12 protein-coding genes are annotated in these 12,097 nt (G+C 44.1%); 7 read left to right on the top strand and 5 right to left on the bottom strand.

Annotated elements, in window-relative coordinates; genetic code table 11:
• The first annotated feature begins 85 nt into the window (after positions 1 to 85).
• Both MKY19_RS29815 and MKY19_RS29810 read left to right on the top strand, forming a co-directional pair.
• Positions 86 to 676, top strand: a complete 591-nt coding sequence (locus MKY19_RS29815) for a spore coat protein (RefSeq protein ID WP_339804571.1) — start codon at positions 86 to 88, stop codon at positions 674 to 676.
• Between the two features lie 143 nt (positions 677 to 819).
• The gene (locus MKY19_RS29810) at positions 820 to 2,130 is read left to right on the top strand and encodes an amino acid permease (RefSeq protein WP_339799494.1); all 1,311 of its coding nucleotides are present in this window, start codon (positions 820 to 822) and stop codon (positions 2,128 to 2,130) included.
• Positions 2,131 to 2,134: 4 nt separating this feature from the next.
• On the opposite strand, the gene MKY19_RS29805 is transcribed toward MKY19_RS29810, so the two are convergent.
• The 5 genes from MKY19_RS29805 to MKY19_RS29785 form a co-directional block, all read right to left on the bottom strand.
• Positions 2,135 to 2,908 carry a YqcI/YcgG family protein gene (locus tag MKY19_RS29805; RefSeq protein ID WP_339799492.1) on the bottom strand — a complete coding sequence of 258 codons (774 nt, stop codon included), beginning with the start codon at positions 2,906 to 2,908 and terminating at the stop codon, positions 2,135 to 2,137.
• A gap of 92 nt (positions 2,909 to 3,000) precedes the next feature.
• Entirely contained in the window at positions 3,001 to 3,627 is a 627-nt protein-coding gene (locus MKY19_RS29800) for a LysE family transporter (RefSeq protein WP_339799490.1), read from the bottom strand.
• Positions 3,628 to 3,733: 106 nt separating this feature from the next.
• The gene (locus MKY19_RS29795; protein WP_339799488.1) at positions 3,734 to 4,324 is read right to left on the bottom strand and encodes an urea carboxylase-associated family protein; all 591 of its coding nucleotides are present in this window, start codon (positions 4,322 to 4,324) and stop codon (positions 3,734 to 3,736) included.
• Between the two features lie 148 nt (positions 4,325 to 4,472).
• Positions 4,473 to 5,861 carry a HAMP domain-containing sensor histidine kinase gene (locus tag MKY19_RS29790; protein WP_339799486.1) on the bottom strand — a complete coding sequence of 463 codons (1,389 nt, stop codon included), beginning with the start codon at positions 5,859 to 5,861 and terminating at the stop codon, positions 4,473 to 4,475.
• Between the two features lies 1 nt (position 5,862).
• Positions 5,863 to 6,573, bottom strand: coding sequence for a response regulator transcription factor (locus MKY19_RS29785; RefSeq protein ID WP_339799484.1), 711 nt, complete (start codon positions 6,571 to 6,573; stop codon positions 5,863 to 5,865).
• A 176-nt stretch (positions 6,574 to 6,749) separates the two neighbouring features.
• Here MKY19_RS29785 and MKY19_RS29780 point away from each other — a divergent pair, with 176 nt between their 5' ends.
• From MKY19_RS29780 to hprK, 5 genes are all read left to right on the top strand, one after another.
• On the top strand, positions 6,750 to 7,616 hold the full coding sequence (locus MKY19_RS29780) for a sugar ABC transporter permease (RefSeq protein WP_256716186.1): 867 nt from the start codon (positions 6,750 to 6,752) through the stop codon (positions 7,614 to 7,616).
• A gap of 14 nt (positions 7,617 to 7,630) precedes the next feature.
• On the top strand, positions 7,631 to 8,488 hold the full coding sequence (locus MKY19_RS29775) for a carbohydrate ABC transporter permease (RefSeq protein WP_339799481.1): 858 nt from the start codon (positions 7,631 to 7,633) through the stop codon (positions 8,486 to 8,488).
• Between the two features lie 10 nt (positions 8,489 to 8,498).
• Complete coding sequence (locus MKY19_RS29770; protein WP_339799479.1) at positions 8,499 to 9,605, top strand: efflux RND transporter periplasmic adaptor subunit; 1,107 nt, start codon at positions 8,499 to 8,501, stop codon at positions 9,603 to 9,605.
• Positions 9,606 to 9,620: 15 nt separating this feature from the next.
• On the top strand, positions 9,621 to 10,979 hold the full coding sequence (locus MKY19_RS29765) for an extracellular solute-binding protein (protein ID WP_339799477.1): 1,359 nt from the start codon (positions 9,621 to 9,623) through the stop codon (positions 10,977 to 10,979).
• Positions 10,980 to 11,126: 147 nt separating this feature from the next.
• Positions 11,127 to 12,038, top strand: coding sequence for an HPr(Ser) kinase/phosphatase (gene hprK, locus MKY19_RS29760; protein WP_339799475.1), 912 nt, complete (start codon positions 11,127 to 11,129; stop codon positions 12,036 to 12,038).
• Positions 12,039 to 12,097 lie beyond the last annotated feature (59 nt).

Below are 12,097 nucleotides of genomic sequence, written 5' to 3'. Positions count from 1 at the left end.
GCTACCTGATCCTTCATATTATAGAGGCTACTCATCTAAGAACAAAGGAGAATATACTTTGCAGCAGCAATTACAGTCAGGAAGCATGAAGATGGGTGGACAGCGGCTAGGCCACGGCGCCCACGAAATGTTCGATGTGCACGAGGTATTGTCCTGCCAGATCAATTTACTGGACCAGTTCATGATGTTCAGAACCTTTGTACAGGATCAAGAGCTATTGTCTATCTTGGATCGGCAGTACAATTTCATGCTGGATCAGTACAACTTGACCTGCCAATGCTTTAAGACAGGGCAAAAGCCAAGCCAGGAAACGGCTACCTATCTTATCCCGAATATGACACAGCCGGTTTACGGCCTCCAACCGGCCCCGCCCAAGAAGCCTAACTCGTCACTGGCGGATGTGAAAGATGCGGGCGTCAGCGGGTATATGCTGGGTCTAATCAAATCCCATGCCTCACTGCTGGCTATGTCTTCACCGGAAGTGACGAACCCAGCGCTACGTCGGGTGCTGGCTTCACAAGTGCAGCATTTTATTGAAATGGGATATGAGTTGTTCCTTTATCAGAACAAACATGCCTATTATCAGGTTCCGCAGCTTCAGGTTTCAGTAATACAGCAGATGCTGGATGCCTATGTTCCCGCTGCCGGATCTCCTCAGATGCCCGTAAATAATTAGGGCGCTGACCATTCTAACTGTAGAAGACCCGACTCGCTTGTTGTTGAACAGGAAGTCGGGTCTTCTTTTGCCTGCCTAAGCCTATACCAGAATAAAATAACACCCGATAACGCATAGTAACACCAGACGGAGGGGATATACATATGGGTTCTCCAACTGGCAAGCTACCTTGGTGGCAGCTTACTTTATTTGGTGTAGGCTGCACGATTGGCACGGGATTCTTTCTTGGTTCCAGCATCGCTATCCGTAAGAGCGGATTATTGGTGTTGGTTATTTTTGTGTTGGCGGCTGTGGCAACTCTGTTCGTCTATGAGGCGCTGGCCCAAATGACTATACAGAATCCTCAAAAGGGCTCTTTTCGTAGTTATGCCAAAGAGGCTTTTGGCCGCTGGGCCGGGTTTGGCATGGGCTGGATCTATTGGTGCTCAGAAATTCTTATACTCGGCAGCACCTTGACTGCTTTGGGTCTGTTCTCGCGGGTCTGGTTTCCGAGTTGGCCGCTTTGGATTTTTACCGCAATTTATGCTGTACTGGGTCTGCTGGTCATTATTCTAGGTAGCCAGGGGATTAACAAAGCGGAAAATCTATTCGCCATGATCAAAATCGCCGCGGTACTGATGTTCATCGTGGTCGCCGTGGTTGCCCTTTTGAGGGGAAGGGGGAATTGGGATACGGTTCACAGTTCGGCAGCATGGTTGAATAAAGGATGGATGGGTGCTTGGAAAGGGTTACTTTATGCGTTCTATGCTTTTGGGGGTATTGAGGTAATGGGCTTTATGGCGATGGACCTACGCGACTCAAAAGAAGCTCCGAAAGCAGGCAGGTTTATGCTGCTGGGCGTGACCCTGCTCTATGTACTGTCGATAGGACTCGCCCTATTATTCGTGAGCCCTGAGAAAGTGAGACCTGATCAAAGCTCAATTATTGCTGCACTTGAAGCGATGGGACTACCTATTCTTGTATATGTACTGAACGGGGTAATGATCGTGGCCGGGTTCTCTATTTTAGTGGCTTCATTGTATGCGGTCTCGACTATGCTGGTGACCTTGGCCGAGGATAAAGATGCTCCTTCTTGGCTGGCGGTGACCAAAGGAAAAAGAAAGATGCCGCTCTACGCGCTTGGTATCAATATGCTGGGCCTGTGCGTGACAATTGTACTGAGCTTGTTTCTGCCAAAGCAAATTTTTGAGCATATCACCACGGCGGCCGGTCTAGTTATTTTGTACACATGGCTATTTATCCTTGCCTCTTTCCTTAAGTTATTGAGACCAAAGATGGGCGGTTGGATTAGATCCATGGTCGCTATGACGCTGATCATTACTGCCGTGGCAGGTACACTTTTTGAAAAAGGGGGCCGTCCTGGCTTCTGGTCCAGCCTTCTGATCATCTGTGTCATTGCGTTGATTACCTGGTTTAGGGAGCACCGTTTGAAAAAACGCGGACAAACCTCATAAGCACTTAAGAGTGAAATTTAATTCCTATTGCTTTGAACTTGTTCTTCATATAAGTATATGGACATTTAGACGGCGCACTTTCATCATCTCGCAGAAAATATTGCTTCCATTCTAAATTGCTCTCCTGCCCATACCATTGAAGGGAGGGATGTGCGGGAACACTGTCGTAGTCAGCAAGCTTCTTGCGGATCTGCTTCTTCATATTGCGGCCAAATGCGGTAGAATCGTTGATATTCTCGAACACCCAACGCGGCTGAAAAGCAATGACAAAATAAGGGGTATGGCGGCTTCTCCGCAGCTCATGTGCCGGGGTTGCGCAGAACGCGAAATACGGGTGCCCATCAAAGCAGAACTCCCACGAAGGATGGGAGGGATCTGTAGAAATTTCATTCGGCCAAGGCACCGTGTCTACCGCGCTGACGCGGCCCAGAATGGACCAGAACAAATTCTCATATTCCTCAATGGAGAAACCTTCCGCCAAATCTTCCGGAGTTTCAAAAAATAGAACAAGGGAAGCATATTTGCCGGTATCCCGCGAGCATTCCCCATATTGACGAAGTAATTGAGCGACCTCTATTGCAGACTCTTCACTTCGTGGATCAGCTACGAAGCCAAAACGCAAATGATTGGACAGAAACCCCTGACGTCCCGGAATACAGGGATATTTGCCTTCGGGATCTGCAATCATAGATGTAAATTGACGAAAAGCATCCTGCTGCCAGTACGTCAGCTCAGCTAGATGCTCATCGAGCCAGACCTTTGTGTTCAAATGGGCCATCCAAAAACACCCTCCTCGTTAGGTTCAAAACATCCTATGCGAAGGGAGGGAGATGGGTGAAGGCCTAGAAAAGCTCTTGATTGTTAAACATATTAGCCAAACAACTGTGTAAAAGCCTGGAAACCGAAGTAGATACCAAAACCAAGAAGGCAAACCCCCGCAGTAAGGGAAATGAATCGGAGCATAGAAGGGCCGGTGAACCGATGGAGGAAGCTAGACAGCATCGCCATCACCACATCCCAGAGTAAAATACCAACAAAAATACCCATGCTATTCCACAGCACCTGATCCAAATGTTGATTTTCTATGCTTTTGGCCAGAATGGAGCCGTAGATGCCTAACCAGAAGAGAATGCTGAGTGGGTTCATCAGTGCCATCAAAAAGCCAGTACGGAAGGCGCTAGTACCGGTCTGTGCACCACGCGAGGCGGATCCAGGCACGGCATTGATATTTTTTAAGGTGTCAATTCCGGTATAAAGGAGAACAAAGCTGCCGAATGTCCACAGGAAGGTTTTCATAAACGGGGTATTCAGAAAGTGGGCTAGTCCAAAGTAAATGAGTAGCATATACACTAAATCCGCACACATGGCTCCCAGTCCAATCATCCAGGATTGGAAAAATCCCATCCGTGCTCCCCGGTCGAGCTGGGCTGCATTGATGGGACCAATAGGTGCAGATAATGAAATGCCGAGTACTATATAGGTGAAAAAGCTATTCATGGTCATCGCTCCTTGAATGAGATGTTAACTTGTACAAGTCATTCTATTCAAGAAGTTGGTAAGTTAGAAGACGAGCCTTTTGGCACGAACCTCTTTGCGACATACCCTAAAGGATCTCCACGGCAATCGGTGTACATTTATACCCGTTGCAGACACTTTCGGAGCAGGGACAAGCCGATATGGCAATGATCAGATCCATCTCAGCCCGCAGCTCAATATAATCCCCAGCTTTAGAAAGCGGTCGCTCCACGCTGACTTTTCCAGAAGGATCAATGACAGTATTCATAAAAAGATTAAACGGATAATGCTGATCGGGAGCGGGCAGGCCAAACTCCGCCAGTGCCTCATTTAGGTTATTGTAGCAGCTGGCGTGTTCCTTTTTGTTATACAGCACCTCATACATCTCGGGACGGCAGGCAGAGTTAATGAAATCATGACGGCCCACAGTATCCTTAATAATCGTAAGCAGTGGTCTGTATTGATTGGAATAGAGGATGTCCCCCGGGAGCACATTCATCTTGCCTAGAGTATCTATCGTTACACCGGGGTCAATCCGTTCATTAGGGTGAACGGCGTTATAAGCAGCGAAATCTGCTACCTGCTCTCCTTCTACATCGGTTACTCGGACGATCTGCCCTTTGTCCAACTTGAAGCCCAATCCCTTAGTTGCTGGAATCAGCCATTGTTGTTCGCTCATCAGTACTCTCCTTCGGGATAGTCATAGTCTGTGAGGGTTAGTATGGCTCTTTGCCAAAAAAGTCATGCAAAGTATAGAGCTGTCTGGCGGCATCATAGAAAGAGTTCGTATTCGATTCGATGACAGTCTTTGAGGATCAGAATGACATTTATTTTGAAGGAAAACTCATTCGAAAGATCGCTCCACCCTGCTCTCCGTTATGAGCGGATATAGTACCGTCGCACCGTTCAACAATTGCACGTGAAATGGCGAGTCCAAGTCCCGTTTCTCCATTCTTACCTTTAATAAAACGCTGAAATAGCTGAGGCAGTAATTGATCAGGAATACCTTGACCATCATCAATGACATCGATCTGCACTTGTCCATCCTGCTCCGAAATTTCTATATCCACGGCTTGTGATGCATGCCTGATCGCATTGCTCATAATATTTAGTACTGCTTGTAATAGTTTTTCCGAATCTCCATGAATATGAAGTTTTCTCGGGTTATCCACTTCGTACTTTACTTTGATGTCAACTCTCTCATTTATAGCTAATGGACGTATTCGATCGGCGGTTTTATCGATTAATTGTTCTACTGACACTTCTTCTTGATCAAAAATACCATCTTCACTTTCAAGCTTGGCTAACAAGATCATCTCTGTAACAATTCCCTTAAGTCGTTCACATTCACTTGAGATGACATCAAGACCATTGTCAGCACGATCCCCGGTGAAAATACCATCTCGTATTCCCTCTGCATAACCTTGAATCGTCATTAGTGGGGTCTTAAGTTCATGAGAAGCATTCTGGAAAAATTGTCTTTGAGCATGATGGTATTGTTTAAGTTCTCCTGCGAGATGATGGACACTTTGGGCTACCTCACCAATTTCCCCGCCAGTTTGAATGAGCTGTACCTCATCGAATTGGCGTTTTTCAACTTTTTTGAGCTCAAGCTTTAATTTCTCAAGAGGAGTAACGAGACGTTTGGTAATAAATAAACTTAGGCCAAAGGCAATAATGCCCCCAATCACCATAATGAACATCATTCTTGTAAAAAGCTCTGATTGATATGATTTTACTTTGCTTAGCGGTGTAGACAAGACAAGGGTGGCTGCCGTTACAGCACTAGTTGGATCAAGATTCTGTGGATTAGAAGTTAAGGTCTCAACAATATATTTCTCCTGTCCATTTTCCCATAAATCCTGCTGATTGTGACTTGAGTGCTGTTCAATGAGCGGTAGCCATGTCTGTGTCTGCGCTTCAGTCATTGTACTAAATAATATATTACGATTCGGCTCTATGAGTAACGCATCGACGGATCTATTAATTTCTTGAGCCGGCTGTACGATAGCTGCTGCTGACTGAGAAGGTGTTAGGTCTTGAACAGGTAACGAATTGACCAACTCCATCATTGCACTGCCTTGTGATCTTAGCTCTTCTCTTTGATTATTGATTAGTGTGTCCATTAGTAGAGGATAAACGAATGTAGCTGTAAGCACGAGTACGCATACCAGTAATATTCCAAATGATAAATGAAGCTTATAGATTAGTTTCATGTTATGTCTTCACTCCATCCACGCGCATTCGATAACCATAGCCCCAAACGGTTTCAAGAGGCAGGTCTTCCATTTTACGACGAAGTCTTTTGACTAAATCGTCAATTGCCCGATCGCTACCGAAATAGTCATCCCCCCACACTAATGTTAACAACTCATTGCGAGAAAAAGCACGATTCGGTTGCGCTGCTAAGGTATGAAGCAATGAAAATTCCTTCACCGTCATTTCAATTTCTTTAGACTTCCAGTAAACCAGACGACTATCTAATACTAGACGAAGCTCATCGATGATGAGGTCGTTTGATTTTGAAAAGACTATACTCTGTTCTGATTTTTCAGTAAGAGAGTTAAGCCGATGGAATAAACGATTTACTCGTGCGACCAGCTCACGTGGGCTGAAGGGCTTAGTTAAATAATCATCACCTCCAAGCTCAAGTCCAAGGATTTTATCTACTTCCTCATCACGAGCAGAGATCATAATAATAGGAACTTCGGCTTCCTTGCGAATTTGTTTGCAGAATTCATAGCCATTCATACCTGGAAGCATGATATCTAGAATCCACATATCCGGGCGCTCTGTGTTCCATAACATGAGCGCTTCTTCTGCTGAACCTAACGATAGGGTGCTATAGCCTTCCTTCTGTAAATAGTTCTCAACGATATCTCTTATATGACAATCATCTTCAACGATTGCGATTTGATAGTTCTTCATCAACAGACCTCCTGACCAATACATCTATTATTCTAACAAAGTTGTCCTTTCAAGCGGGCTTTTCCATACTTTTTCCACAATTGCTCCAAATTAATACCGAAGCTGATCTATAGAATAGTTATTTGTACGGTAAACATGTTGCTTGTATGGAACAAGCTCGAAAGGAGGTTGAGGCTGTGAGAATTTCATATTTGGCTCGCAAGGAGATTCTTGTGGCGTTCTGCTTTCTTGCTCCGAGTTTGATCGGGTTTGCGCTATTTTATTTGATTCCGTTTGGTCAAAGTGTTGTATTTTCATTTGAGAATCCAAGTGGTGAGGCAGGGTTATCGTTTGCCAATTATCAGAGCCTATTAGCTAGCTCGTCCTTTCAAAAGGCGGCAGGGAATACATTCTGGTTCACAATAATTGGTGTTCCGATCCTTATCCTGTTGTCACTTGCTCTTGCCATGCTGCTTAACAAACGAGTCTATCTTCGGAATTGGCTGCGTACCTCATATGTACTGCCACTGGTTGTTCCAGTAGCGTCAATTGTGCTCGTATGGCAGATCCTATTCGACTGGAATGGTTTTTTCAATCATGCATTAGAGTGGATTGGAATTGAGCGGATCGATTGGATGAAATCAGAGTGGGCGCAAGGGGTCATTATTTTTATCTATGTATGGAAAAACATTGGCTATAATGTGGTTCTATTCTTGGCTGGACTGCAAAATATCCCAGATCAATATTATGAGATAGCAAACCTGGAAGGTGCAAGCTGGGCTCGTAAGCACCAGATCACCTTGATTTATTTAATACCGACAGGATTTTTAGTGATGCTGATGTCGATTCTGAACTCATTCAAGGTATTTCGGGAAATTTATTTAGTTGCGGGTGACTATCCTCATGACAGTATCTATATGCTTCAGCACTATATGAACAATATGTTCTTATCGCTCGATATTCAGAAGCTGTCGGCTGCAGCTTTCTTAATGGTGCTCTGTATTTTAGTCATTGTGTTGATGCTCTTCCGAGTTGAACATAAGTTCCGTTCATTTATGGAGTAAAGGGAGGGGTGTAGATGAACAAGAAACAGATAAGAACACTGCTACTTACTATTATCTTAGCCGTAATCGCGCTGGTAATGCTATTTCCGGTTGTGCTCACAATGGTAAGCTCCTTGATGACGGAGAAGGAAATTATGCTAAATTACTGCATGTTAGGTAATACACAGATGAACGATTTTGTGAATTTGAAGCTGATTCCAGATTGGGTTTCGCTGGAGCAATTTTATAAGGCGCTTATTTCAACCTCGCAATTTCTTCGTATGTTCTGGAACTCTGTATTTATGGTGTTTCCAATCATTATAGGCCAGGTCGTGGTGGCAACATTAGCGGCATTTGCATTTGCTAAGCTGCGATTTCCTGGCAGAGAGCCCTTATTTATTGTGTATTTGATAACCATGCTCATGCCGTTTCAGGTCACGCTTGTGCCGAACTATATCATGTCCGATCGGCTAGGGCTGATTAATAGTCCAAGCTCCATTATTTTACCAGGGATATTTGCGGCGTTTGGTGTGTTCCTGCTCAGACAATTTATGCTCCAAATTCCAACGGCATATATGGAAGCAGCCCAAATGGATGGAGCGGGTTATTTTCGATCCTTTATCAGGATTGTCCTGCCTATGGTTAAACCTGGAATGGCAGCGCTTGTTGTTCTGCTGTTTGCAGATTACTGGAATATGGTGGAGCAGCCCCTGATCTTTCTGCAGGATGCCAATTTGCAGCCCTTGTCCATTTTTCTATCTCGTCTACAGGAAGATGCGCTTGGGGTATCCTTTGCGGCTGCGGTCTTGTATATGACGCCTATGATTCTCTTGTTTCTTTTGGCGGAACGGTATTTTATTGAGGGCATAGAGCTTTCTGGAATTAAAGGATAGGGGAAATGAGATGACAAGCACATCTAAGCGACAACGATTAACGGCTGCTTTGTTTGTATTGTTTTTTGCGATATTGGCTGGTTTGACTTTCTTTAGCAGCACACTCGAAACGATGACGCTGCCCAAAGTAGTTACGGAGAAACTTACCTCGAAATCATTAGTTCATCAGGTTAAAGGGAGTGGAGTCTTAACACCTCGGAAGCAGGTGGATTTGTTGAATGAGACTGGCTCTAAAATTGTGAAGGTTCATGTAAAAGAGAATGCTGAGGTTAAGAAGGGGCAAAAGCTCGTGACATTTGATAGCTCTGATCTGGATGAACAGATCTATCAAGAGGAAACGGCGCTTAAGAAACAAAAGCTAAATCGGGAGATTCTCGAGGAGGATATGCTCAATGCATTAATAGGTGGTGATGAGCAAGTGATTGCCAAGGCAGAGCGAGCTCTTGAACTGGATAATATGGATCTTGAACTGGCGCAAAGAAAGATGAATAAGCTGCGCAAAGATAAAGCGGATAAACAGACACTGACTGCCCCCTTTGATGGAAAAGTCACAAAGATTACAGCAGAGGATAGTATGAATGCTTCACAAGGGGGGACAATCCTGACCTTAATGGATAGTGGTAAGGGCTTCGAATTTTCATTTGCTGTCGAGTCGGATAATACGGCATTATTCGAGATTGGATCTAAGGTTTCTGTTCGATTGCAGAAAGACAATACACTGGTTAACGGTGTAATTGAAGAGATTAAAGCTGCATCCCAAGAGAGCAGTGAAGAAGATTCATCCGATAAATCCAGTTATCAGGTTGTCGTTTCTGTCTCCGATGATGGTATTAAAGGCGGCGAACAAGTCAGTCTGGATATAAAGAAGGAGTCAAATGAAAAAGGTTATGTGTTACCAAAGAAATGGGTTCATAAAGATACAACAGGGAGCTATGTCTTTGTAATTGAGGAGAAGAAAAGCTCACTCGGCAATACGTTTAATGCACGAAAGGCTTATATTGTAACGGGTGATTCAACCGAAGATGAGATTGTAGCTGTGAGCGGCTTAAGTCCTGATGAGATCATTATTGAATCAAGTGAACCACTTCAGGAAGGTAATCGAATCCGAGTATATTGAAGGGAATGAATGAATTTGAATAGAAGATGGGTAGTGGCCTTATTAGCAATGATAGTCGTATTATCGGGATGCTCTAGCAGCAGCGTGGGATCAGGTACAGAAGGAACATCTAATGAACAATCAGGTCAGGATGGCAAGAAGATTGAGATTGCGACTATGGCGGTAACTCCTTATTTAGAGGAGGCGGTTAAGCAATACAAAAAAATTCGTCCAGATATACAAATTGATATCAAAGAGTATCTAGCTAGACCCCAAATGAATGAAGATGGAATGAGTCAATCAGGAGAAGCATTCTCAAAGGGCGATGTTGAGAAGTATATACAAACAGTGAGCACACAGATGATGTCTGGCAAAGGGGCGGACATGATCGTAATGAACGATCTACCACAGGACAAATATGTCGCCAAGAACATGCTGACTAATTTCTATGATCTGATGGATAAGGATGCTGACTTTGATCGAAATCAGTACTATCAGAATATTTTTGAGGGCTCCCAAGATGGTAATGGTTTGTATGCAATGCCATTCTCATTTGTCATCGACGCGCTAACTGGGAATACAGAGTTGTTAGAACAGGCTAACATTAAAATCGATGATCAGACATGGACATGGGATGAGTTTAAAGATATTTCCAAGAAGCTTAAGGGAAAAGTTGGTGAGGATTATTTCGCATTTGTTAATCTATTCCCGATTCAAATGTTAGCGGAGTATATAGAAGCTAATTATGATAAGCTCATTGATCAAGGTCAAGCGAATTTCGATTCCGATCTGTTTCGAGATATGATGAAGCAAATCAAATCGATGTATGATGAGGGCGTACTTAGTAATGATTTTACGTACGACTATACCAAAACCTTGTTCAACAATGCTAACCTTTTCGATCCAATAGGAGGCCTGTCCCAAGTCCTTGATCCAAAGCTTAAACTATATCAAAAGCCAACAGTAAATGGAAAATATAGTGGAACTTCATTTAAGTCATATTTCACTTTAGGTATTAACAGCAAATCTAAGGTTCAAGATGAAGCTTGGAACTTTATTAAGTTCATGCTTTCCGAGGAAATGCAATCTTCATCAGTCGTACAAGGGTTTGCGATGCATAAGGGAGCTGTGGAGAAACAGCTTAATGATGCTAAGCAGCAGGCAGTAGCGGGAACACTACCTCTTCTAGAACAGAAGTTTGATACTGAGACCGTAGAAAGCAAAATCCAAGAATTACATCAGCTTCTAGATGGTGCAAGCAGGAATTTATCTAGTGATCATAAGGTTGTTTCAATTGCAATTGAAGAGTTTGATTCATATATGAGTGGTCAGAAATCTGCTGAAGACGTCAGCAAGCTGATTCAAAACCGAGTCAACACTTACATTAACGAGTAAATAGGTCCTATTCGTAAGGCGTTTAATCATTTAACGGTGATTGAACGTCTTTTGTTTATTTTGCAGGAATCATCCCATTTGTCGTTGAATATATCCCGGTAACCGTATTGCGTATTCAAGATACGCAGCCACAGGAGGAGAACAACCTTGAAATCGACTACCGTTCAAAGCCTTACGGAAACGTTTAAGCTGGAAGTGCTCGCAGGTGCTAGCTGCATGGATCGTGAAATCACTCGTTCAAAGACGCATAGACCTGGTCTGGAGTTCGTGGGTTACTTTGATTTTTTTCCAACGAAGCGGGTACAAGTATTGGGCTGCAAGGAAATCAATTATCTGTTAACCCTAAGCGTTGAAGAGCGCAAGTTACATATTGGTAATATCGTCAAGTATCATCCACCATGCTTTATTGTGACGACAGGTCAGCAGGAGATTCCTTATTTAACTCTATTCTGCGAAGAAGAGGGCATCCCGTTGCTTCGGACGCAGGAGACGACGACAGAGATCATCGCAAAGATTGATACCTATCTGGTGAAGGCGCTGGCGCCAGAGCTTTCAATTCATGGAGTATGTGTAAACGTGTCTGGTATAGGTGTCCTACTCAGGGGCAAGTCAGGGATTGGAAAAAGCGAAACCGCGCATACGCTTATTAGAAGAGGCCATCGATTTGTGGCGGATGATATCGTGGTGCTGAAGAAGCTGGGACCGGCGACGCTTCTCGGCACACATAACGAGACGACCCGCGAATTCCTAGCGCTGCGCAGTATTGGTCTGATCAATGTTGTACGCCAGTACGGGCGTAGAGCTTTTCAGGATGAGACGCGAATTGTACTCGACATCGAGTTGTCTCCTTGGCGAGAAAATTCCTTGAATAATGAGCTCGAACTGGAGCCGAAGTTCACAGACTATCTCGGTGTCCAAATTCCGCATATTGAAATCCAGCTTCAGCCCGGCCGTGACGTAGCCGGCCTGATCGAGGCTGCCGCCAACAACTGGTATCTGAAGCAGCTTGGCTATAGCGCCGTTGAAGAGTTTATGCAGAGGATTGAAAACGGGATGTAGTCGTGAAGGTAAAACATATCAATAAATAGAATATTCTAGTATTTTGAAAGGACTGTCCG

Origin of the sequence: Paenibacillus sp. FSL R5-0744 (genome assembly GCF_037972555.1) — a bacterium.
Lineage (GTDB): Bacteria > Bacillota > Bacilli > Paenibacillales > Paenibacillaceae > Paenibacillus_AQ.
Note: the sequence above shows the minus strand (reverse complement) of the source record. Positions and strands in the feature narration are given on the sequence as shown.